This is a genomic window from Bordetella genomosp. 7, assembly GCF_002261415.1.
In the GTDB taxonomy this organism is placed as follows: Bacteria; Pseudomonadota; Gammaproteobacteria; order Burkholderiales; family Burkholderiaceae_B; genus Bordetella_A.
On record NZ_NEVI01000001.1, the window covers coordinates 120327 to 143284 of the forward strand.

22 protein-coding genes and 1 riboswitch are annotated in these 22958 nt (G+C 66.0%); of the genes, 9 read left to right on the forward strand and 13 right to left on the reverse strand.

The features are described from left to right. Positions 1-2: 2 nt before the first annotated feature. From CAL18_RS00570 to CAL18_RS00600, 7 genes are all read right to left on the reverse strand, one after another. On the reverse strand, positions 3-932 hold the full coding sequence (locus CAL18_RS00570; RefSeq protein WP_094817153.1) for a hydroxyacid dehydrogenase: 930 nt from the start codon (positions 930-932) through the stop codon (positions 3-5). Between the two features lie 74 nt (positions 933-1006). Further along, complete coding sequence (locus tag CAL18_RS00575) at positions 1007-2014, reverse strand: Bug family tripartite tricarboxylate transporter substrate binding protein (RefSeq protein WP_026640834.1); 1008 nt, start codon at positions 2012-2014, stop codon at positions 1007-1009. A 44-nt stretch (positions 2015-2058) separates the two neighbouring features. After that, on the reverse strand, positions 2059-2940 hold the full coding sequence (locus CAL18_RS00580; RefSeq protein WP_026640833.1) for an ABC transporter permease: 882 nt from the start codon (positions 2938-2940) through the stop codon (positions 2059-2061). After that, positions 2933-3730, reverse strand: a complete 798-nt coding sequence (locus tag CAL18_RS00585; RefSeq protein WP_026640832.1) for an ABC transporter ATP-binding protein — start codon at positions 3728-3730, stop codon at positions 2933-2935. The genes CAL18_RS00580 and CAL18_RS00585 overlap by 8 nt, the downstream gene beginning before the upstream one ends. A 57-nt stretch (positions 3731-3787) precedes the next feature. Beyond that, on the reverse strand, positions 3788-4801 hold the full coding sequence (locus CAL18_RS00590) for an ABC transporter substrate-binding protein (RefSeq protein ID WP_026640831.1): 1014 nt from the start codon (positions 4799-4801) through the stop codon (positions 3788-3790). Between the two features lie 154 nt (positions 4802-4955). Next, positions 4956-6131: a UxaA family hydrolase gene (locus CAL18_RS00595; RefSeq protein WP_026640830.1), complete on the reverse strand. Its 1176-nt coding sequence runs from the start codon at positions 6129-6131 to the stop codon at positions 4956-4958. A gap of 53 nt (positions 6132-6184) precedes the next feature. Next, positions 6185-6466 (reverse strand): UxaA family hydrolase, encoded by a 282-nt coding sequence (locus tag CAL18_RS00600; RefSeq protein ID WP_026640829.1) that lies wholly within the window; start codon positions 6464-6466, stop codon positions 6185-6187. Between the two features lie 171 nt (positions 6467-6637). On the opposite strand from CAL18_RS00600, the gene CAL18_RS00605 reads away from it, so the two are divergent. From CAL18_RS00605 to CAL18_RS00625, 5 genes are all read left to right on the forward strand, one after another. Continuing rightward, complete coding sequence (locus CAL18_RS00605; RefSeq protein WP_026640828.1) at positions 6638-7396, forward strand: GntR family transcriptional regulator; 759 nt, start codon at positions 6638-6640, stop codon at positions 7394-7396. A 375-nt stretch (positions 7397-7771) separates the two neighbouring features. After that, positions 7772-7851: riboswitch (SAM riboswitch) on the forward strand. Beyond that, on the forward strand, positions 7841-9085 hold the full coding sequence (metX, locus tag CAL18_RS00610) for a homoserine O-succinyltransferase MetX (protein WP_026640827.1): 1245 nt from the start codon (positions 7841-7843) through the stop codon (positions 9083-9085). Its footprint overlaps the riboswitch before it by 11 nt. Next, positions 9082-9699, forward strand: coding sequence for a methionine biosynthesis protein MetW (metW, locus tag CAL18_RS00615; protein WP_094795906.1), 618 nt, complete (start codon positions 9082-9084; stop codon positions 9697-9699). Before metX ends, metW begins: the two co-directional genes overlap by 4 nt. A gap of 96 nt (positions 9700-9795) precedes the next feature. After that, on the forward strand, positions 9796-11052 hold the full coding sequence (locus tag CAL18_RS00620) for a muropeptide transporter (protein ID WP_231494604.1): 1257 nt from the start codon (positions 9796-9798) through the stop codon (positions 11050-11052). A gap of 90 nt (positions 11053-11142) precedes the next feature. Next, positions 11143-11715 carry a trimeric intracellular cation channel family protein gene (locus CAL18_RS00625; protein WP_231494605.1) on the forward strand — a complete coding sequence of 191 codons (573 nt, stop codon included), beginning with the start codon at positions 11143-11145 and terminating at the stop codon, positions 11713-11715. Positions 11716-12205: 490 nt separating this feature from the next. Here CAL18_RS00625 and gdhA read toward each other — a convergent pair whose 3' ends face one another. Next, on the reverse strand, positions 12206-13549 hold the full coding sequence (gene gdhA / locus CAL18_RS00630; RefSeq protein WP_094817154.1) for an NADP-specific glutamate dehydrogenase: 1344 nt from the start codon (positions 13547-13549) through the stop codon (positions 12206-12208). A gap of 466 nt (positions 13550-14015) precedes the next feature. Next, positions 14016-14804 (reverse strand): exodeoxyribonuclease III, encoded by a 789-nt coding sequence (locus tag CAL18_RS00635; protein WP_094817155.1) that lies wholly within the window; start codon positions 14802-14804, stop codon positions 14016-14018. Between the two features lie 174 nt (positions 14805-14978). Here CAL18_RS00635 and pyrE point away from each other — a divergent pair, with 174 nt between their 5' ends. Further along, positions 14979-15665 carry an orotate phosphoribosyltransferase gene (gene pyrE / locus CAL18_RS00640; RefSeq protein ID WP_094817156.1) on the forward strand — a complete coding sequence of 229 codons (687 nt, stop codon included), beginning with the start codon at positions 14979-14981 and terminating at the stop codon, positions 15663-15665. Here the strand turns inward: pyrE and CAL18_RS00645 are convergent. From CAL18_RS00645 to gatC, 4 genes are all read right to left on the reverse strand, one after another. Continuing rightward, positions 15658-16638: a tripartite tricarboxylate transporter substrate-binding protein gene (locus CAL18_RS00645; RefSeq protein WP_038852564.1), complete on the reverse strand. Its 981-nt coding sequence runs from the start codon at positions 16636-16638 to the stop codon at positions 15658-15660. The genes pyrE and CAL18_RS00645 overlap by 8 nt on opposite strands. A 224-nt stretch (positions 16639-16862) precedes the next feature. Beyond that, positions 16863-18317, reverse strand: a complete 1455-nt coding sequence (gene gatB, locus CAL18_RS00650) for an Asp-tRNA(Asn)/Glu-tRNA(Gln) amidotransferase subunit GatB (RefSeq protein ID WP_094795769.1) — start codon at positions 18315-18317, stop codon at positions 16863-16865. Further along, entirely contained in the window at positions 18314-19852 is a 1539-nt protein-coding gene (gene gatA, locus CAL18_RS00655; protein WP_094795770.1) for an Asp-tRNA(Asn)/Glu-tRNA(Gln) amidotransferase subunit GatA, read from the reverse strand. The genes gatB and gatA overlap by 4 nt, the downstream gene beginning before the upstream one ends. Before the next feature lie 3 nt (positions 19853-19855). Next, positions 19856-20164, reverse strand: coding sequence for an Asp-tRNA(Asn)/Glu-tRNA(Gln) amidotransferase subunit GatC (gene gatC, locus CAL18_RS00660; protein ID WP_026640817.1), 309 nt, complete (start codon positions 20162-20164; stop codon positions 19856-19858). Between the two features lie 226 nt (positions 20165-20390). On the opposite strand from gatC, the gene CAL18_RS00665 reads away from it, so the two are divergent. From CAL18_RS00665 to mreD, 3 genes are all read left to right on the forward strand, one after another. Next, entirely contained in the window at positions 20391-21434 is a 1044-nt protein-coding gene (locus tag CAL18_RS00665) for a rod shape-determining protein (protein WP_012247450.1), read from the forward strand. 73 nt (positions 21435-21507) lie between these two features. Next, on the forward strand, positions 21508-22392 hold the full coding sequence (gene mreC / locus CAL18_RS00670) for a rod shape-determining protein MreC (protein ID WP_026640816.1): 885 nt from the start codon (positions 21508-21510) through the stop codon (positions 22390-22392). Continuing rightward, the gene (mreD, locus tag CAL18_RS00675; RefSeq protein ID WP_026640815.1) at positions 22379-22945 is read left to right on the forward strand and encodes a rod shape-determining protein MreD; all 567 of its coding nucleotides are present in this window, start codon (positions 22379-22381) and stop codon (positions 22943-22945) included. The genes mreC and mreD overlap by 14 nt, the downstream gene beginning before the upstream one ends. Positions 22946-22958 lie beyond the last annotated feature (13 nt).

Below are 22958 nucleotides of genomic sequence, written 5' to 3' on the forward strand. Positions count from 1 at the left end.
GGTCAAAGGCCCTTGAGGGCCTGCGCCACGCGTTGCGCCACCATGCCGGACACGCGGACGTTGGCTTCCTGGGTCAGGCCGGCGATATGCGGCGTGAGCACCAGGTTGGGCGCGTCGGCCAGCGGGCTGCCGGCGGCCAGCGGCTCGTTGTCGAACACGTCGATGGCCGCGCCCCGCAGGTGGCCGCTGCGCAGCGCGTCGGCCAGCGCCGCTTCGTCGACGATGCCTCCACGGGCGGTATTGATGAGCACGGCGCCGCGCTTCATTGCCGCCAGCCGGCGCGCGTCCAGCAGGTTGCGCGTGGCGTCCGTCAGTGGAATATGCAGGGTCAGGACGTCGGCGCGCTGCAGCAGGTCGTCCAGCGGCAGCGGCTGCACCCGCGCATCGCGCCAGGCCGGGTCGTCGTCGCGCAACATCGGATCGTGCGCAACAACCTGCATGCCCAGCCCCTGCGCCAGACGGGCCGTCAGGCGGCCGATGCCGCCGAAGCCAACCACGCCCAGCGTGCGCGACTCGGCCTCGAGCCCGTCCGAGAGCTCGGTGCGCGGCCACGCGCCGGCGGCCACCTGCGCGCTGTGGCGGTAGGCCCCGCGCAGCAGCATCAAGGCGCTGGCGATGACGTATTCGGCCACGGCCCGCGCATTGGCGCCGGTGGCCGGCAGTACGGCAATGCCGCGCGCCTGGCAGGCGGGCAGGTCGATGTTGTCCAGGCCCACGCCCAGGCGTCCCACCGCCTTCAGGCCCGGGCCGGCGGCCAGCAATGCGGCATCGACGCGCGTGCGGTTGCGCACCACCAGCGCGTCGGCGTCGGCCAGGGCGGCCGCCAGCGCCTCACGCCGGTCGACCAGATCGGGCTCGTAGCGCACGTCGAAGTCGGCGCGCAGCGCGGCCACCGCCGCTTCGTCCATGAATTCGGAAATAACAATATGCATCAGGGCTGCTCGATGTCAGTGTAAGGTCGCTGCCGCCCTGCGCCCGCCGGGGGCGCGCACAGGGCGGCGGCATTTCAGCCAACCTGGATATTGGCCTCGCGAATGATTGTGCCCCATCGGTCGATCTCGGCGTCCAGGTATTGCTTGAAAGCCACCGGACCGCGCGGCCGCGGAACGAAACCCAGGCGCCGCAGCGATTCCTGCATGGCGGGGCGGGCCATTTCCTGTTCGATGGCGCCGCCGATGCGCAGTACCAGGTCCTGGGGCAGGCCGGCCGGCGCGAGCACGCCGGTGAAGTTTTCGACCACCAGATCCGGCAGGCCGGCTTCGGCCACGGTGGGCACATCGGGCAGGTCGGGGCTGCGTTCCCGGGTGCTGACCGCCAGCGCGCGCAGCGTGCCGCTTTTTACGTGGGGCAGCGACTCGGGGTAGTTGGAAAAAATCACGTCCAGCTGGCCGCCGATCAGGTCCGTGAGCGACGGTGCGCCGCCCTTGTAGGGCACATGCAGCAGCGAATTGCCGGTCAGCTTCTGGTACAGGGCCAGGGTAAGGTGGGGCGGCGTGCCGTTGCCGCTGGAACCCGCCGACAGCGAGCCGCCCTTGGCGGCGTGCGCGAGCTCTTGCAGGCTGCGTATCGGGCTCTTGGCGGGTACCACCACCATCATGGCCGACGATGCCAGCCCGGCCAGCGGCACCAGGTCTTTCTTGACGTCGTAGCCCGCCTTGCCGGCAAAGAGGGTTGCGTTGGCCGCATGGGTCATGGTGATGGCCAGCCAGGTGTAGCCGTCGGCATTGGCGCGCGCGACCAGCGACGCGCCGATGTTGGCGCTGCCGCCCGGCTTGTTCTCGACCACGACGTTCCAGCCCTGCGCGCTGGCCAGCGCCTGCGCCGTCTGGCGCGCCGCCACATCGGTCAGCCCGCCCGGCGAAAACGGCACCACATAGCTGATGGGCCGCTGCGGCCATTCTTGCGCGGCGGCCAGGCCGCGCGACCACGGGCCCAGGGCCAGTGCGCCGGCGCCGAGCAGCCCCAGCGTTCTGCGTCGCTGGAAATCGGGACAGGCGGGACGGACAATGCACATTGCAGGTTCTCCTTAGGTCACAGGTTGCCGCCCGGAGGGCGGAGTCAGTGCTGCATTCCCCACTTGCGTATGGTGTGGATCTCGACAGTGCGGAAGATCACGTTCTCGACCAGCAGGCCGATGAGAATTACGGTGAACAGGCCGGCAAACACGTTGGGAATTTCGAGCAGGTTCTTGTTCTCGTAGATGAACCAGCCCAGTCCGCCCGAGCCCGAACTGACGCCGAACACGAGTTCGGCGGCGATCAGCGTGCGCCAGGCGAATGCCCAGCCGATTTTCAGCCCGGTGAGAATGCTGGGAAACGCCGCCGGGATCAGAATGCGCCTGACGTACCCGAATCCGCCCAGGCCGTAGTTGCGGCCCACCATGCGCAGCGTCATGGATACCGACAGGAAGCCGGAATGGGTGTTCAGGGCCACGGCCCACAACACCGAGTGGATCAGCACGAACACCACGCTGCCTTCGCCCAGGCCGAACCAGATCAGCGCCAGCGGCAACAATGCGATGGCGGGCAAGGGGTTGAACATCGATGTCAGGGTCTCGAGCAGGTCGGTGCCCAGCCGCGTGGTGATGGCCAGCACCGTCAGCACTGCCGCCAGCGCGATGCCGGCCGCGTAGCCCACCAGCAGCACCCGGATCGAGGTCCATGCCTTGAGCAGCAGCGCGCCGTGGACCAGCCCGTCATACAGCGCCGCCACGGTAGAGCCGAAGGTGGGAAACAGCAGCGGGTTGTTGACGTTGCGCGCATACATTTCCCAGATGAGGGCTAGCACCGCCAGCAGGAACAGCTTGCGCAGGGCGCCCACGTTGTACAGGCGTTCCCAGGTAGACAGCGGCTTCTGCACCACGCCGAAGGAATCGTCGGCCACCGGTTCCAGGTAGCGTTCCGGGCGCGGGACGGCGAGGTCGGCATTGTGGTCAGCCATGATGGTGCCCCTCTTCTTCGACGCGGTCGGCGAACAGCATCGCGTTGATCTTGTCTTCGAGTTCCTGGTGGCGGGCCGCGTCCGATTCGCCGCGCGGCACGCTGTTGATCTCTGCCTTGACCTGGCCGGGATGCGGCGACAGCAGCAGGATGCGGTTGCCGATCTTGATGGCTTCGGGAATCGAGTGCGTGACGAACAGCACCGTGAACCGGGTGTCGTCCCACAGCTGCAGCAGCTCGTCCTGCATCTTGCGGCGCGTCAGCGCGTCCAGCGCGGCAAAGGGCTCGTCCATGAGCAGGATGTCCGGTTCCATGGCCATGCCGCGCGCAATGGCCACGCGCTGCTTCATGCCGCCGGACAGCATGTGGGGGTAGTGATCGGCGAACTTCGCCAGGTTCACCTTGTTGATGTAATGCATGGCGCGTTCGCCGGCCTCGCGCGGGCCCATGCGGCCGCTGGCCACCAGCGCGAACGCCACATTCTGGCGCACCGTCTTCCAGGGCAGCAGCTGGTCGAATTCCTGGAACACCATCATGCGGTCGGGCCCCGGCCGGGTCACCACTTCGGACTTCAGCCGGATCTCGCCTTCCACGGGCTGCAGATACCCGCCCACGGCCTTCAGCAACGTAGATTTGCCGCAGCCGGACGGCCCCAGCAAGATAAAGCGGTCCCCCTGCAGCACCTGGAAGTCCACCCGATAGGTGGCTGTGATGAGGTATTCAGGGGTTTTGTACTGCAGTGTCACGCCGCGTACATCCAGCAGCGGCGCGGCGGTGTTTGCATCGGTCATGCCAGCCCTCCTGTGTAGGGCCCCGGCGCGAGGCCGGGGTTGGGTTTGACGCGGCCTTCAACTGCCCTGCAACGTGTGCGCGTTGGGAAAGAACAGGTCTTTCCACGAATCGGGCATGACTTTGATGGACCCCACCTTATGCATGAAATTCACGTACTTCATGATGTTGTTGGGGGTAAGGGTGTACGAGATGTCGGGGTTGTTCAGGATGTCGACCACATCCTGCAACGGGGTGCGCGTATCGTTGGCCAGGCGCAGGTAGGTCTTGGCCGCCCAGTTCTTGTCGTTATTGATCTTGTCGGTGGCTTCCTGCAGGGCCGCCATGAACGCCGCATATACCTTGGGATTTTCTTTGTAGAACTTTTCGGTCGTCCATACCAGGTTGAAAGTGGCGGGGCCGCCCAGCACGTCGTACGAACTCAGGATGCGATGGATGCCCGGCTGCTTCAGTTCAAAATCCTGGAAGGGAGGCGACGTGAAATGCGCGGTGATTTCACTGGACCCCGACAGCAGCGCGGTCATGCCGTCGGGATGCGAGAGCGACACCGTCAGCTTGTCCAGGCGGTTCTGCTGCCCTTCGCCAAAGGCTTGCTCGGCCGCCATCTGCAGCGTGACGGCCTGGATGGATACGCGCACGGCGGGCAGGGCAATGCGGTCCTTGTCGGTCAGGTCCTTGATGGACTTGACCTGCGGGTTGCGCGAATTCAGGTACAGGGGCATGGCGTTGATGGCCGATACCGCCTTGACGTTGAGGTTGCCGCGCGTGCGCGCCCACATGGTCACCAGGGGGCCGACGCCGCCGGATGCGAAATGCAGGCTGCCCGACAGCACGGCCTCGTTCATGACATTGCCGCCTGCAAAGCGCGACCAGTTCACCTTCAGGTCGTCGATGCCCGCCTGCTTGGCGTGCTTCTCGATCAACTGTTCGTCCTGCATGATCATCAGCGACAGATAGCTGATGCCGGGCTGCACGGCGACAGCAAGCTCCGAGACCTCGGCGCGCGCCTGGGAACCAAGCAGCAGGCCTGCCGACAGACAGGCCGCCATTGCAATATGCGTGAATCGCTTCATGTCTTCCTCCTTGGGGGTGGTGCCTGGGCAGGCGTAGGGCGGGATGCGCGCCCGGCATCTGTGTGCCGGTGCGCGCAGGCCGTCGGGTGTGCATCAGGGCCCGGCGATCTGCCGGGCGGGATCGATGTGGCTTGGCTTCATGGCGTGCGCCGCGTCATGCGCTTTCGTACAGGCGGGTCAGCACGAACTCGCGATGGCCCAGGGCTTCGGCGGCGGTCCAGCGGCCATTGGCCGTGGCCAGCATGCATTCCAGCAGCTTGTCGCCAGCCTGGTCCAGGTCGATCTCGCGTTGCAGCAGCGCCGATGTGTCGACATCGATGTGTTCGCTCATGGTGCGTACCGTGCGCGGGTTGGCGCAGATCTTGATGACGGGCAGGATGGGGTTGCCGATGACGTTGCCCTGGCCGGTGGGAAAGAAGTGCACGGCATAGCCCGACGCAGCGCACAGGGTCACCATTTCGGCGGCCGCCGAAGACGAGTCCATGAACCACAGGCCTTTGCCGGTAGGCACTTCGGCCTTGTCGAGCACGCCGTCGATGCGGCATTTCTTGCCGATCTTCTGGATGTTGCCCAGCGCTTTTTCTTCGATGGTGGTCAGGCCGCCGGCGATATTGCCCTTGGTGGGCTGCGATTCGGACAGGTCGCTGGTTTTCCAGCGGTCGATGACTTCCTGGTAGCGATTGAACATGAACATGAAGCGCTCGCGCACCGCATCGTTGGCACAGCGTTCGGCCACGATGTGTTCGCCGCCGGTCAGTTCGGTGGTCTCGCCGAACACCAGCGTATTGCCCAGGGCATAGAGCTTGTCGAAGGCGTTGCCCACGGTGGGGTTGGCGCCGCAGCCCGACGTGGTGTCCGATTCGCCGCACTTGGTGGACACCCACAGGTCGGATATGGGGCATTCCGTGCGTTGCAGCGACGTGGCGTAATGCACGAACTCCTTGGCCTGGCGCGATGCGCGCATGATGGTGTCGAGGTCGCCGTGCAGCTCGATGCTGAAGCCGGCCACTGGCTTGCCGGTGGCCGCAATGCCATCGACGACGCGCTTGGTCCACCCTTCTTCGATGCCGATGACGATGACGGCCGCGACGTTGGGGTTGCTGCCCGTGCCGATCAGGGTGCGGAAATGCAGTTCCAGGTCTTCGCCGAACTGCAGGCGGCCGTAGGGGTGCGGCAGGGCCATGGTGCCCTTGATGTTGTTGGCGACGGCTTCGGCGGCTGCGTTGGAGATGTCATCCACGGGCAGGACGATGACGTGGTTGCGCACGCCTACGCGCTCATTATCGCGGCGGTATCCCCGGAAGGTGGTCGAAGCATTGACGATGGCCATGGCGGTTCCTATGTGGGTGTATCTGTGTATGGGGCGAGTGGGGGCGCGGCCGCTTACCAGCGCTTGGTCTTGATGTTGTGCACGTGGGCGTGCTGGCCGGCCTTGATGGGCTCGACCACCTTGCCGATGTCGATGCCGTACTTGAACACGGTGTCGCCGACCGCCATGTCTTTAAGAGCGACTTTGTGGCCGATGGGAATGTCCTGCAGCGCCTTCAACTGGATGATCTTGTCTTCATCCATGATCCAGGCGTTCAGTTCCGTGCCCGCCTTCAGGCCTTCCACGACGGCGACCGCCACCGTGTCTTTCGCATCGTGCAATACGGCGTGAATCATTGCTGTCCTCTCTTGGTGTGATGACCGCCCCGGTTGCTCGATCGGAGCCGGTTGGACGCATCTTAGGCGCGCCGGCAGGTCAAGTCAACTAAATCATATATATGACATGTATGATTGGGATTGTGCCGGCATGCGTGGCTACAATTCGGGCCTCTTCAATCTGGTTCTTCCATGAAAAACACGACGACGACGACGGTTCCCCTGGGCAGCCCCCTGTATGCGCAGGTCAAGCAGGCGGTGCTTGCCGCGCTGGCGCGTGGGGAGTGGAAGCAGGGCGAGGCCGTTCCGCCAGAGAAGACGCTGGCCGAACGCTTCGGCGTTTCCATCGGCACCCTGCGCAAAGCCATCGACGAACTGGCCGCCGAGAACATATTGGTGCGGCATCAGGGCCGCGGAACGTATGTCGCGGTGCACACCCGCAATCACCATTTCTTCAAGTTTTTCCGCATCGTGAGGCAGGACGGCCACAAGTCGTACCCCGCCACGCGCCTGGTGCGCTTTCGCCGCGTGCGGGCCAATGCGGCGGCGCGCGAATACCTGAGCCTGCCCGCCGGCGCATACGTATTTGAGTTCACCAATGTGCTGTCGCTCAACGGCGATGTGGTGATGGTGGATGACATCAGTGTGCCCGAAGCGCGCTTTCCCGGCATGACCGAACAGCAGCTGCGCGAGCGGCCCAGCACGCTGTACGCGTTTTACCAGGACATGTTCGGCGTGAACGTCATCGCCACCGATGAGCGGTTGCGCGTATGCCCGGCCGACGCCGCCCACGCCGGCTGGCTGGGCGTCGCCGAGCACACGCCCTTGCTGGAAATCCGCCGCGTGGCGTTTTCGTACAACCGGCAGCCGGTGGAATGGCGCATTTCGCGCGTCAACACCCAGGCGTACGAGTACCTGGGCCAAGAGCCCGGCGCCGCCGTAGCCGGATAGACAGAGGAGGGTGTCTGACACCTTGTATCTTGAAGGCGGTGGTGATTAGCTATGACACCTTCGGAGTCAGACACCGGCTTGTGGCACGGTGGGGCTCGGCATCTGCAAAGGTGTCTGACTCCCGCAGGGTGTCTGACACCTTCGGAGTCAGACACCGGCTTGCGGCAGGGTGGGGCTGGGCATCTGCAAAGGTGCCTGACTCCCGCAGGGTGTCTGACACCTTCGGAGTCAGACACCGGCTTGTGGCATGGTGGGGCTTGGCATTTGCAAAGGTGTCTGACTCCCGCAGGGTGTCTGACACCTTCCGAGTCAGACACCGCACCCCGTCGCACCGGCTTCGCCGCCCTCGTGTTCCCGGCAGTGCTAAACTTCCGAACTTCAACCGGCGCCGATTTGCCTGATCCGCTTGCGGGCGCCTCTATAAATCCAGCTAAAGAGGTCCGTATGACCGCTCCTGCCCTATCTCCGGCCGGGGGGCTAACCCCCGGCGCTGCGCCTGCCGACCCTGGTTCGGTGGGTATCGTGACTCCCCAGCTCATCCGATTCGACGAGCCGCTGCAATTGGCCAGCGGCCAGTCGCTGCAATCGTACGAACTTGCCGTCGAGACCTACGGCGTCCTGAACGCCGAACGCACCAACGCCGTGCTGATCTGTCATGCGCTGAATGCGTCGCATCATGTGGCCGGCGTAGCGGCCGACGACCCCAACGACATCGGCTGGTGGGACAATATGGTCGGGCCGGGCAAGCCGGTGGACACCAACCGGTTTTTCGTCATCGGCGTCAACAACCTGGGGTCGTGCTTCGGGTCCACCGGCCCGGCCAGCATCAACCCCGCCACCGGTCGGCCATGGGGCGCGGCCTTTCCCGTGCTGACCGTCGAAGACTGGGTGCACGCCCAGGCGCGCCTGGCCGACTACTTCGGCATCGGGAAGTTTGCCGCGGTCATGGGCGGATCGCTGGGCGGCATGCAGGCCCTGAGCTGGGCCATTACCTGCCCGGAACGCGTGGCGCACTGCATCGTCATCGCCAGCACGCCCCGCCTGTCGGCGCAGAACATCGGGTTCAACGAAGTGGCGCGGCGCGCCATCATCACGGACCCCGACTTCCACGGCGGCGACTACTACGCCCACAACACGGTGCCGCGCCGCGGCCTGTCGGTGGCGCGCATGATCGGCCACATCACCTACTTGTCGGACGACGACATGGCCGAGAAATTCGGCCGTACCCAGCGCGAGCCCGCCGAAGGCGGCGCCTATCGCTACGGCTACGACGTGGAATTCGAGGTGGAGTCGTACCTGCGCTACCAGGGCGAAAAGTTTTCGCGCTACTTCGATGCCAATACGTATCTGCTGATCACGCGCGCGCTGGATTACTTCGATCCTGCACGCCGTACCGGCGGCGACCTGGCCCAGGCGCTGGAGCCCGCACGCGCCGATTTTCTGCTGGTGTCGTTCACGACCGACTGGCGCTTTCCGCCAGAACGCTCGCGCGAAATCGTGCGGGCGCTGCTGAAAAACGGCAGCCCGGTGACATACGCCGAGATCGATGCGCCGCACGGCCATGATGCGTTCCTGCTCGACGACTCGCGCTACCACGCGGTAATGCGCGGATATTACGAGCGTATCGCGCACAAGCTGGGCCTGGCCGTGACGGCCAGCGAACCTGCCGACGAAGGATGCCCAGCATGAGCCCCGCCAGCTTTCCGCCTGTGCGCAAGCAAGACGTGCGTCCGGACCTGATCCGCATTGCCAGCTGGATCGAGCCCGGCAGCCGCGTGCTGGACCTGGGGTGCGGCGACGGCGCCCTGCTTGCTTATTTGCGCGATGAGCGCCAGGTCAGCGGCGCGGGCGTGGAAATCGACGACAGCCACGTCATTACCTGCGTACAACGCGGTGTCGAGGTCATTCAGCAGAACCTGGAAGACGGCCTGGCCTTGTTCGACAACAAGCAGTTTGACACGGTCGTGCTGTCGCAGACACTGCAGTCCATGCATCGCACCGAACACATTCTGCGCGAGATGGCGCGAGTGGCGCGGTTCGGCATCGTGTCGTTTCCCAACTTCGGTTACTGGCCGCATGGCTGGTCCATTCTGCGCGGCCGCATGCCGGTGACGGGCCAGATGCCGTACCAGTGGTACAACACGCCCAACATTCACCTGTGCACCCTGGACGATTTCGAGCGGCTGGCGCGGGATCTGGGCCTGCGCATCCTTGAGCGCGCCACGTTCCACGAGGGGCGCGAGATCACCCTGCTGCCCGGCTGGCGCAGCACCCTGGCGGTGTACCGCTACGCAGCCGACTGACGGCCCCGTGACGCGCGGGGCGGCCCCTGCACCGCGCGCGGCGGATGCGGCCATTGGTTAATATGCCGTGTCCGGCGCGCATCGCGCCGGCTGTCGTTGCAGGAGCCGTCTATTTCCGCCGCCTCTCATGTTTATTTCAGCCGCCGCGTCGCCCCCTTGCTGGTGCTGGGGTTTGCCAGTGGCTTGCCGCTGGCCTTGACGGGCGGCACGCTGCAGGCCTGGGCCACGGTCGATGGCGTGTCGCTGGAGGAAATCGGCTTTCTTACCCTGGTGGGGTCGGCTTACACGCTGAAGTTCCTGTGGGCGCCGCTGGTCGACCGCTATGTGCCGCCCCTGTTGGGCCGCCGGCGAGGCTGGATGCTGGTGACGCAGCTGCTGCTGGCCGCGGCCATCATGGCCATGGGGTTGCTCAACCCCGGTTCGGCGCTTTTGCCGCTGGCTATGCTGGCGGTCGCGGTGGCGTTTCTGTCGGCCACCCAGGATATCGCCTTTGACGCTTATTGCACCGACGTGTTGCGGCGCGAAGAGCGCGGGGCCGGCGCCGCCGTGAAAGTGCTGGGATACCGGCTGGCCATGGTGGTGTCGGGTGGGCTGGCGCTCATCCTGGCCGACCAATGGCTGGGCTGGGGGGCCACCTATGTGCTGATGGGGGCGCTGATGCTGGCCTGCGCGCTGGCTACCATCTGGGCGCCCGAGCCCGAACAGCCCGCGCGCGCGCCGCGCAGCCTGGCGCTGGCGGTGGTGGAGCCCCTGCGTGAGTTCTTCAGCCGGCGCGGCGCCTATACCGTCCTGGTCCTTATCGTGCTGTACAAGCTGGGCGATGCCTTCGCCGGGGCATTGTCCACCACCTTTCTGATACGCGGCGCGGGTTTCGACCCCACCGAAGTGGGTACCATCAACAAGGTGCTGGGGCTGACGGCCACCATCATCGGCGCATTGGCCGGCGGCTCGCTGATGGCGCGCTGGGGGCTGTATCGTTCGCTGATGGCATTCGGCCTGCTGCAGGCCGTATCGAACCTGGGCTATTGGGTGCTGGCGGTCAGCCCCAAGAGCCTGTGGCTGATGGGCGCCGCGGTGGGCGTCGAGAATCTGTGCGGCGGGCTGGGCACGGCGTCGTTCGTGGCCCTGCTGATGGCGCTGTGCCAGCAGCGTTTCTCGGCTACGCAGTTCGCGCTATTGTCGGCGCTGTCGGCGGTGGGGCGCATTTATCTGGCGGGTCCGCTGACGCCGCCGTTGGTGCACTGGCTGGGCTGGCCCGGGTTTTTCATGTTGACCGTGGCAATCGCCATTCCGGGGCTGGTGTTGCTATGGGCCCAGCGCCGCACCATCGATGCACTGGAGCCCGCCAACTGAGGGCATGTTGCCGTCGAGGTCGTCATGCACGTTGAAACGTCTACGCTATTGCTGCACACCCTGTACCTGATCGCCATCGTGGCCGAAGCCATGACGGCCGCGCTGGCCGCCGGGCGGCGCGACATGGACTGGATGGGTGTGTGCATCATCGCCTGCGTCACCGCCCTGGGCGGCGGTTCGCTGCGCGACGTGCTGCTGGGCCACTATCCGCTGACGTGGGTGAGGCATCCCGAATACCTGGGCATGACGGCGGGCGCGGCGCTGCTGACCGCGCTGGCCGCGCCCCTGATGCGGCGCCTGCGCAGGCTGTTCCTGTTGCTGGATGCGGTGGGGCTGGTGGCGTTCACCATCATCGGCTGCAAGGTCGCACAGGCCATGCAGCTGCCGGTCAGCATCGTGCTTATCAGCGGCATGATCACCGGCTGCGCCGGCGGCGTGCTGCGCGACGTGCTGTGCAACGATGTGCCACTGCTGTTTCGCAAAGAACTGTACGCCAGCGTGTCGCTGGTGACCGGCGGGCTGTACCTGCTGCTGCTTGAAGCCGGGCTGACCGCCAACGCCGCGGTGCCACTGGCGCTCGTGGTGGGCCTGGCTTTCCGCTTGCTTGCGCTGCGGTTCAATTGGCAGATGCCCCGATTCGTGTACCGCGACGACTGGCACTGACCGCAGCCCCCCGTGCCGCGATACGGCGTGTCGGACACCCGACGAAAGGCGGGCGTTTTTGCCGGATGCGGGATGGTATGGCGCCGCCGGTGTCTGACTCCGAAGGTGTCAGACACCCTGCGGGAGTCAGACACCTGACGCGTTTTGGCGGATGCGGGATGGTATGGCGCCGCCGGTGTCTGATTCTGACGGTGATGGGTAGGTGCCGCTGGTGTCTGACTCCGAAGGTGTCAGACACCCTGCGGGAGTCAGACACCTGACGCGTTTTGCCGGATGCGGGACGGTGTGGCGCCGCCGGTGTCTGTTTCTGACGGTGATGGGTATGGTGCCGCTGGTGTCTGACTCCGAAGGTGTCAGACACCCTGCGGGAGTCAGACACCGGCGACCTCTACGGGGTCAGACATCGGCGACCTTTGCGGGGTCAGACACCGGCGACTTCTGCGGGAGTCAGGCACCGGGTCCAGGTGCCTACCCCCTGGGTGAACCAAGATCAGTACAGACCTTGTTGCCGCATTGCGTCGGCCACTTTGACGAAGCCGGCGATGTTGGCGCCGTCGAGATAGTTCACGGCGGTACCGCGGCCCTGGCCGTGGCGCACGCAGTTGTCGTGGATGTCGCGCATGATGGCATGCAGGCGATGGTCGACTTCTTCGCGGCTCCAGCTCAGGCGGATGGCGTTCTGGCTCATTTCCAGGCCCGACACGGCCACGCCGCCGGCATTGCTGGCCTTGCCGGGGGCATACAGCACGCCGGCGTCGATGAAGGCCTTGGCGGCTTCCAGCGTGGACGGCATGTTGGCGCCTTCGGCCACGCACTTCACGCCATTGGCGATCAGGGTGCGGGCATCGTCGATTTCCAGTTCGTTCTGCGTCGCGCAGGGCAGGGCGACGTCGACCGGCACGTGCCACGGGCGCTTGCCGACCACGTAGGCGAGCTTGAACTGGCCCGCATACTCTGCCAGGCGGCCGCGTGCGTTGTTCTTCAGGTGCATTAGCGCGGCGAGCTTTTCATGCGTGAAACCGGCCTCGTCGACCACCGTGCCGTCGGAATCCGACACCGTCACCACGCGGGCGCCCAGCGTCATGGCCTTCTCGATGGCATATTGCGCCACATTGCCCGAACCCGACACCGATACGCGCAGACCGTCGAACGACATGCCTTCGCGCTTGAGCATTTCTTCGGCGAAATACACCGTGCCATAGCCCGTGGCTTCGGGGCGGATCAGGCTGCCGCCGAACGACAGGCCCTTGCCGGTGAACACGCTGGACGCCGTGTTGGACAGCTTTTTCATCATGCCGGCCATGTAGCCGACTTCGCGCGCGCCCACGCCCATGTCGCCGGCCGGCACGTCGGTGTCCGGGCCAAGATGGCGATGCAGTTCGAGCATCAGCGCCTGGCAGAAGCGCATGACTTCGGCGTCGGACTTGCCCTTGGGGTCGAAGTCGGAGCCGCCCTTGCCGCCGCCCATGGGCAGCGTGGTCAGGGCGTTCTTGAGCGTCTGCTCGAAGGCCAGGAACTTCAGCACCGACAGGTTGACCGACGGGTGAAAGCGCATGCCGCCCTTGTACGGGCCGATGGCCGAGCTGTGCTGGACGCGGAAGGCTCGGTTGACGCGCGGGCGACCGCTGTCGTCGGTCCAGCAGACGCGGAACTGGATCACGCGCTCGGGTTCCACCAGCCGCTCGAGCAGGGCGTGCTCGGCATAGTGGGGGTGCTGCTCAAGAAAAGGCCACAGGCTGGCCATGACTTCGTGCACGGCCTGCATGAATTCGGGTTGCTGCGGGTCGCGCGCAGCGACCTGGCGCAGAAAGTCGTCAAGACTCTGCAGTTTCACTCGGGTCTCCTGGGGGGCGCTGCAAACCGGTGCAGAAATGCCCGGCTGTGGTGCGCTAGAGGGGCCAATTCAATGCGTAATTGCACTGACTCGGTGCGCAATTGTACGAGCAACGAATGGCCCGCGCAAAACGCCCGTTGCCCGGAAACCCGCATGAACATTGGCTTTGCGCCAGGTCATATATGGGGACGCATCTTGGAGGATGCGCCCCGGCAAGGCTCGAAAAACGCCCCGAGAACTCCCAGGCACGCGTTTTTACGGGGTATTTAAATATGTCCCCATATAAACCCGCCACACGGCGCCCGGCGATGTCGATGCCAACGAGGTGCGCAAGGCCGGTTTGCGGGAAGGATGGAGGGCTGGGCCCGGGTCGGATCAGCCCTTTGCGTCCCCGTTTTAATTTAATGCGTCCCCGTATATTTTTCGGCCGTTGAGCGCCTCGCGAAGTACCGCGTACCGCCGCGAACTACAGTGCAGCGTCGTAATCGATGGTCAGCGGCGCATGGTCGCTGAACCGCTCGTCTTTGTAGATGGCGGCCGCCCGCGCCCGCGCGGCGATTCCCGGCGTGGCGATCTGGTAGTCGATACGCCACCCCACGTTCTTGGCCCAGGCCTGCCCGCGATTGCTCCACCAGGTGTACTGCTCGGGGCGGTCGTCCAGCGTGCGGAACACGTCAACGAAGCCGCGCCGGTCGAACACGTCGCTGAGCCAGGCGCGCTCTTCGGGCAGAAAGCCCGAGTTCTTCTGGTTGCTCTTCCAGTTTTTCAGGTCGATTTCTTTGTGGGCGATGTTCCAGTCGCCGCAGATGATGAACTCGCGGCCGGTCTTGCGGTGTTCCTGCATCAATTCGTCGAGCCAGGGGCCGAACACATCCAGGAAGCGGTATTTGGCCTGCTGGCGCTCGTCGCCGCTGGAGCCCGACGGCAAGTAGGCGCTGATGACCGAGAGATTATTCCAGTCGGCGCGGATGATGCGGCCTTCGGCGTCGAACTCTTCGCATGCAAGACCGGTTTGGACGCGTTCGGCGGCGTTGCGCAGATAAATGCCCACGCCGCTGTAGCCCTTCTTGATGGCATGGCAGAAATGGCCGGTGTAGCCCGGCGGATGCCGCAGGTCGTCGGTCAGGTCGTCGTGCGAGCATTTGATTTCCTGCAGGCAAAGCACATCGGCGCCATGCGTCTGCATCCAGTTCTGCAGCCCCTTGCGAAAGGCCGAACGGATGCCGTTGAGGTTGATCGAGGTAATGCGCAGCACGACGGAACTCCTGTAAACGCCCGGCCAACGCCGGCTCAATAGGCGACTTTAACCGACGCTTGCGGCCGGCGCGCAAGCGCTGCGGCGCGCGGCCCCCTGGCGCCGCAAGCCCGGGCCGCTCCCGGAAGGCAGCTAAAATGCCGCCTGTCATCCATATTCACGGAATTCCGCCGCATGGCCGCCGCTACTGCCACTTCCGCCGACTTTGTCCGTTTTGCCCTCGACAAGGGCGTGCTGCGCTTCGGCAGTTTCAAGGTGAAGTCCGGCCGCACCAGCCCCTACTTCTTCAATGCGGGCCTTTTCAATGGCGGCGCATCGGTCGGCCGGCTGGCGCAGTTCTATGCCCAGGCGCTGCTGGATTCGGGCGTGGCGTTCGACATGCTGTTCGGCCCCGCCTACAAGGGTATTCCGCTGGCCACCGCCACCGCCGTGGCATTGGCCGGCCACCCGGCCATGCAGGGACGCGACGTGCCCTTTGCCTTCAACCGCAAAGAAGCCAAGGATCACGGTGAAGGCGGCACGCTGGTGGGCGCGCCGCTGGCCGGCAAGGTGGTGATCATCGACGATGTGATTACCGCAGGCACGTCGGTGCGCGAATCGGTAGACATCATCCGCGCCGCGGGCGCGGAGCCCGCCGCCGTACTGATCGCACTGGATCGCCAGGAACGCGCCGGCCCAGACGGCGCCCTGTCGCCGCATTCGGCCGTGCAGGACGTGGCGCAAACCTACGGCATACCGGTGGTCAGCATTGCCACGCTGGGCGATATCCTGGCGCTGCTGCAGGACGACGCGGCGTTCGCCAGCCACCGCGACGCCGTGCTGGCGTATCGCAGCCAGTACGGCATTCAGTCGCTCAATTGACGTTCATGCCCTCGGCCTTGAGCACGGGGGTCCATTTGTCGATTTCGGATTTCACCCATTTTTGCAGCGATTCGGGCGTCTGGCGGTCTTCGGACACGATCTCGGCGCCCAGGTCGGCCATCTTGCCGGTGAACGCCGGCGACTTCAGTGCGGTTTTCAGCGCACTGTTGAAACGGCTTACCGCTGCGGGGGGCGTGCCCGCCGGCGCGTAGATGCCGTGCCACACTTTCACCTCGAAGCCCTTGAGGCCCTGTTCTTCTAGCGTGGGGGCGTCCGGCAGCTTTGATATGCGCTCTTGCGTGGTGACGCCGTAGAACTTCACATTGCCCGCCGCTATGTGCGGGATGGTCTGGGTGGTCTGGTCGCACAGCACGTCCACCTGTTCGCCCAGCAAGGCCGCCATGGCGGGGCCGGTGCCCTGGTACGGGATGGTGGTGAACTTCACGCCCAGCGCCTGCTGCAGCAGCGAGCCGCACAGCTGCGACACGGCGCCCGGCCCGGCATTGGCCAGGTTGATCTTGTCGGCATTGGCCCGGGCATATTCGATGAATTCGGCCATGTTGGCGGGCGGCAGGTTCTTGCGGCCCAGCAGGGTCATGGGCACGTCCACGACTTCGCCCACATAGGCATAGCTCTTGAGCGGATCGAACTTCAGGTTCGAATACAGCGCGGTGGCGGTGGCCATGCCGTTGTGGTGGATCAGATAGGTGTACCCGTCGGGCTCGGCATTGGCGACGTAGGCGGCCGCCAGGGTGCCGCCCGCACCCGTGCGATTCTCGACCACAATGGGCTGGCCCAGTTCTTTGCTGAGCTCGGCGCCCAGCGTGCGCGCCACCACGTCGGTGGGCCCGCCAGCGGCAAACGGCACAATCAGGGTGATCGGACGCGAAGGGTAGTCGGCGGCCTGGGCGGCCGGGGCCAGCGTAAGCACGATGGCCGACAGGGCGGTGGCAAAGGGTAGGCGCAAGGTCATTCGTGTCTCCAGATTTACGCGGACAATACCGGCCGCGCCGAACGCCGACGCGGCCTGCAAGTGTGCGTCAATTCTGGCCTGCCGGCGAGACGTGCGCATTCAGCTTTGTAGAAGCCGGGATTTGCGTGGCCGAAAGCAGGGTAAACCCGAGTGCGGCGCCAGGCGCCTGCGCGGGGCTGGCGGCGCCCGCAGGCCTTGCCGGCGGGCGCCTGCCGCGTTGCGGGTTACGCCAGCTTTTGCTTGAGCAGCTCGTTGACCTGCTGGGGGTTGGCCTTGCCCTTGGCGGCTTTCATGATCTGGCCCACCAGCGAGTTGAACGCCTTCTGCTTGCCGGCGCGGTATTCGGCCACGATGGCGGGGTTGGCCGCCAGCACTTCGTCGATCATGGCGCCGATGGCGCCGCTGTCGCTGATCTGCTTCAGGCCGCGCGCCTCGATGATGGCGTCGGGGTCGCCGCCATGCTCGCCGGCCCACATCGCCGCGAAGACGTCGCGGGCGATTTTGTTGGATATGGTGCCGTCGATGATGCGGCCGATCAGGGCCGCCAGCGCGGGCGCCTTCACGGGCGCGTCGGCGATGTCTTTTTCATCGCGGTTCAGCGCCGCGGACAGCTCGCCCATGATCCAGTTGGCGGCCTGCTTGGCCTGGCCCGCGGGCAGGGCGCCGGCCACGTCTTCGAAATAGGCCGCCAGGCCGCGGCTGGCCGACAATTGCGCGGCATCGTAGGCCGACAGGCCGTAGTCGCGCTCGAAACGCGACCGCAGCGCCGCCGGCAGCTCGGGCATCTGCGCCCGGACGGCTTCGATCCATTCGGACGAAATGACCAGCGGCGGCAGGTCGGGGTCGGGAAAGTAGCGGTAGTCGTGCGCGTCTTCCTTGCTGCGCATGCTGCGCGTTTCGTCGCGATCGGCGTCGTACAGACGAGTTTCCTGCACGACCGTGCCGCCGTCTTCCAGCAGTTCGATCTGGCGGCGCGCTTCGTAGACGATGGCCCTTTCAAGAAAGCGGAACGAGTTGACGTTCTTGATCTCGGTGCGCGTGCCGAACTCTTTCTGCCCCACGGGGCGTACCGACACGTTCGCGTCGCACCGGAAAGAGCCTTCTTGCATGTTGCCGTCGCAGATGCCCAGCCACACCACCAGGCTGTGCAGCGCGCGGGCGTACGCCACGGCTTCGGCGGCCGAGCGCATTTCGGGTTCTGTGACGATTTCGAGCAGCGGCGTGCCGGCGCGGTTGAGGTCGATGCCGCTGGCCGCATTGCCGTTGGCGAGGGTGAAGTCGTCGTGCAGCGACTTGCCGGCGTCTTCTTCCAGGTGGGCCCGCGTCAGGTTGACGGTTTTTTCTTCTTCGCCCACGAAGAACGAGATCGAGCCGCCCGTGACGACCGGAAGTTCGTACTGGCTGATCTGGTAGCCCTTGGGCAGGTCGGGGTAGAAGTAATTCTTGCGCGCGAACACCGAGCGAGGCGCGACGGCGCCGCCCACGGCCAGGCCGAAACGAATGGCCAGCTCGGCCGCGCCCCGGTTCATCACGGGCAGGCTGCCGGGCAGGGCCAGGTCGACCACGTTGGCCTGGGTGTTGGGCGCGGCGCCGAAGCGGGTGCTGCTGCCTGAAAAGATCTTGGCGCTGGTGGAAAGCTGGGTATGGGTTTCCAGGCCGATGACGATTTCCCAGTTCATTGCTTGGTGCCTTGCTGGCCGGGCACGCGGCGGTGCCAGTCGGTGACTTGTTGATAACGGTCGGCGATGGCCAGCAGGCGGCCTTCGTCGAAGTAGTTGCCGATGATCTGCAGGCCCACGGGGCGCTGGTGCTGGCCGAAGCCGCACGGCACGGACATGGCGGGCAGGCCGGCCAGGCTGACGCCCAGGGTGTAGACGTCGGCCAGCCAGTCGGCGGTGGGGTCGTCGCGGTTGTCGCCCAGGTTCTTGGCCACGGTGGGCGCCACCGGCCCCATGATGACGTCGCACTGGTCGGCGAAGGCGCGCTGGAAGTCCTGGGCGATCAGGCGGCGCACGCGCTGGGCCTGCAGGTAGTAGGCGTCGTAGTAGCCGTGAGACAGCACGTAGGTGCCGATCAGGATGCGCCGCTTGACCTCGTCGCCAAAGCCTTCGGCGCGCGAGCGGGCGATCATCTGGTTGAGGTCGGCGTATTCGGCGGCGCGATGCCCGTAGCGCACCCCGTCGTAGCGGGCCAGGTTGCTGGACGCTTCGGCGGGCGCAATGACGTAGTACGCGGGGATGGCCAGCTCGGTGCGCGGCAGCGAAATCTGCACGCGCTCGGCGCCCAGCGCCTCGAATTGCGCCAGCGCGGCCTCGACGGCCGCGGCCACGTCGGGGGCCAGGCCTGCGCCCAGGTATTCTTGCGGCACGCCGATGCGCAGGCCTTTCAGGGTCAGGCTGCCGGCCGCGTCGCAGGCGGCCTGGGCGGCCTCGTAAGCGGCGCGGATGCGGCCAGGCTCGTTGGGCGCGCCGTCGCAGGTTTCCAGGCTGGTGGCGTCATGGGGGTCGAAGCCGCTCATGGGGTCGAGCAGTTCGAGCAGGTCGCGGCTGCTGGGAGCGAGCGGCCCCGCCTGGTCGAGGCTGGAGCCGAAGGCCACCATGCCGAAGCGCGACACGGTGCCATAGGTGGGCTTGATGCCGCTGACGCCGCACAGCGCGGCCGGCTGGCGTACCGAGCCCCCGGTGTCCGTGCCGGTGGTGGCGGCCACCAGGCGCGCGGCCACCGCGGCCGCAGAACCGCCCGACGAACCGCCGGGCACGGCCGCGGGGTCCCAGGGGTTGCGCACGGGCCCGTAGGCCGAGTTTTCATTGGCCGAGCCCATGGCGAATTCGTCGCAGTTGAGCTTGCCGACCGATACGGCGCCGGCGGCCTGCAGGCGCTGCACCACGGTGGCGTCGAAGGGGCTTGCGTAGCCCTTGAGCATCTTGCTGCCCGCGGTGGTGTGCCAGCCGCGCGTAACGAACGCGTCTTTGTGGGCGATGGGCACGCCGGCCAGCGGGCCGGCGCTGCCGGCCGCCAGGGCGGCGTCGGCGGCGTCGGCCTGGGCCAGTGTCAGGGCGTCGTCGATATGCAGGAAGGCGTTCAGGTCGCCGGCCGCGCGGGCGGCTTCGAGCGCGCTGACGGCGAGTTCCCGGGCGCTGACCTGGCGCCGGGCCAGCGCGGCGCGCAATTCGGCAATGCCCCCGAATTGGGTGTGCAGGGCGGTAGTCGTCATGGCTTACTCGATGACCTTGGGAACCAGGAACAGGCCGTCGCGGGCATCCGGCGCGTTGGCCAGCAACTCGGCACGGCGCGCTTCGGACGGCGTCTCGGTGACGGCGTCGGGGCGCAGGCGCAGGGCGATGTCCTGGTGGGCCGACAGGGGGTGGGCCATGGGCTCGACCCCCTGCGTGTCGGCCGCCTGCAGCCGTTCGATAAGGTGAAGGATGCCGTTGAGTTCGTCCTGGGCGCGAGAGCGCTGGTCGGGAGTCAGTTCAATTCTGGCCAGCCGGGCGATGCGGGCCACGTCTTGTTCGTTGAGCGCCATGCAGGAAAACTGAGAAAAATCGAAGGAAGGACGGGCCATGGTAACCGGCCCGGGTTTTACACCGCCCGGTCCTGTGACAAACCATGAATAGCCCGCATTTATGCGCTATTTCCGGCGAAATTATAAGTTATCATTCACGGTTTAATCGCTGCACCGGTCCGGCGGGTGTCTCTTGCAGCCCGCCGCCAGCAGTCCAGCCCTCATTCTCGAATCTCGCTGAGCTCCCATGTTCGGATTCCTGCGCAGTTATTTTTCCAGCGATATGGCGATCGACCTCGGTACCGCCAACACGCTGATCTACGTCCGGGGCAAGGGCATCGTGCTCGACGAGCCATCGGTGGTCGCCATCCGCCACGAAGGCGGTCCCAACGGCAAGAAAATCATCCAGGCCGTTGGCCACGAGGCCAAGCAGATGCTGGGCCGGGTGCCCGGCAACATCGAGGCCATCCGGCCCATGAAAGACGGCGTCATTGCCGACTTCACGGTTACCGAGCAGATGCTCAAGCAGTTCATCCGCATGGTCCATCCGCGCAACATGCTGGCGCCCAGCCCGCGCATCATCGTGTGCGTACCCTGCGGCTCCACCCAGGTCGAGCGCCGGGCCATCCGCGAGTCTGCGCTGGGCGCGGGCGCCTCGCATGTGTACCTGATCGAAGAACCCATGGCGGCGGCCATCGGCGCAGGGCTGGCCGTGTCCGACGCCAGCGGCTCGATGGTGGTCGACATCGGCGGCGGCACGACCGAAGTGGCCGTGATCTCGCTGGGCGGCATGGTGTACAAGGGCTCGGTAAGGGTCGGCGGCGACAAGTTCGACGAGGCCATCGTCAACTATATCCGCCGGAATTACGGCATGCTCATCGGCGAGCCCACCGCCGAACTCATCAAGAAAGAAATCGGCTCGGCGTTCCCGGGGTCCGAAGTGCGCGAGATCGAAGTCAAGGGGCGCAACCTGGCCGAAGGCGTGCCGCGCAGCTTCACGGTGTCGTCCAACGAAATCCTGGAATCGCTCACCGATCCGCTCAACCAGATCGTGTCGGCCGTCAAGATCGCGCTGGAACAGACGCCCCCCGAACTGGGCGCCGACATCACCGACAAGGGCATCGCCCTGACCGGCGGCGGCGCGCTGTTGCGCGACCTGGACCGCCTGCTCCAGGAAGAAACCGGCCTGCCGGTGGTGGTGGCCGAAGATCCTCTCACCTGCGTGGTACGTGGCTGCGGCGAAGCCCTTGAGCACCTTGAAAAGCTGGGCGCCATTTTCATCAACGACTAAGTCCGTCCCGCCGGGCGCCGCCTCGCCTGTGGCGCGCGGTACAGCGGTTGCGGGCTGACGCCCCTCGGTATTCATGCAACGACAAGGGACTCCACCGCTGTTCAGGCGCGGCCCGGCCGCAGAGCTGCGGCTGGCCGTCATGGTCGTCCTGTCGCTGGTTCTGCTGGTTCTCGATTCGCAATTCCACGTGCTCGAACCCTTGCGGCGCGTCGTCGCCCTGGGGCTGTATCCGTTCCAGCGCACTGTCATGGCGCCGCGCGACCTGGTTCAACAGGTCAATGAATGGGTCAACGCGGCCAACCGCATCCGCACTGAAAACGAAGCCCTGCAGCGCCAGCGCATCGAGCTGTCGCAGGTGGCGACCCACGCCGCCCAGCTGGCGGCGGAAAATGCGCAACTGCGCCGCCTGCTCGGAGTTACCGACACGGTAGAACAGGCCGCGGTGGTGGTCGAGGTGCTGTACGAGCCGGCCAACAGTTTCCAGGAGCGGCTGGTCTTCAACAAGGGCAGCCAGGCAGGGCTGGCCCCGGGCATGCCCGTCATCGACGAAGGCGGCGTGGTGGGCCAGATCGTGCGCGTGACGCCGATGGCTGCCGAAGCCGCGCTGGTTACCGACGAGCGCGTGTCCATCCCGGTGCAGGTGCTGCGCAACGGGCTGCGCCTGATCGCCTTCGGCTCCAATACGCCCGGCCGCATCGAGGTGCGCTACCTGGCCGCCAACGCCGATATCAAAGAAGGCGATGTTATCGTTACCAGCGGCGTGGGCGGGCTCTTTCCGGCTGGCCTGCCGGTGGCCAAGGTGCAGGCCGTCGAACGGGACACGGCGTCCGGCTTCGCGCGGGCCCTGTGCGAGCCGCTGGCCCACCCCGAACGCTATCGCCACTTCCTGGTGCTGCAAGTCGACGTAGCCCGGGCGCAATCCGATCTTCAAGAGGCCGACAGCGGTGGACCGCAATAACCCGACGGTACGGCAAACGGCGCGCCGGCTGGGCACGCCCAGCAACGTGCATCCCGAGCGCCTGACGCGACCGGCGCATGGCGCGTTCGTGTGGGGCACGCTGCTGGCGGCCTGGCTGTTGTCGCTGCTGCCCTGGCGCGCCTGGCCGGGCGCGCCCGACGTCCTGGCGCTGGTGCTGGCGTTCTGGTGCGTGCACGAGCCGCGGCGCGTGGGCATGGTGGCGGCGTTCTGCTTCGGCCTGCTCATGGATGTGCATGACGCCAGCGCGCTGGGCGGCACCGCGCTCGAATACACCTTGATCGCCTACGGAGCGGTGGTGTTGCATCGACGGCTGCAGCGCTTCGATCTCTGGAGCCAGGCGCTGCACATGCTGCCCGTGTTTTTTGTCGCGCGGCTCGTGCAGCAGATGTTGCTGGCCTGGCTGGCGGGGCGCTGGCCAGGCTGGGACTGGGCCCTGGGCGTGTTGCTGACCGTCGCCCTTTGGCCGGTGGTGGGCTGGGCGCTGCACCTGCCGCAGCGCGGCGCCGACGACGCCGAATCCTCGTCCGTCTGAGGCCGGCATTTCC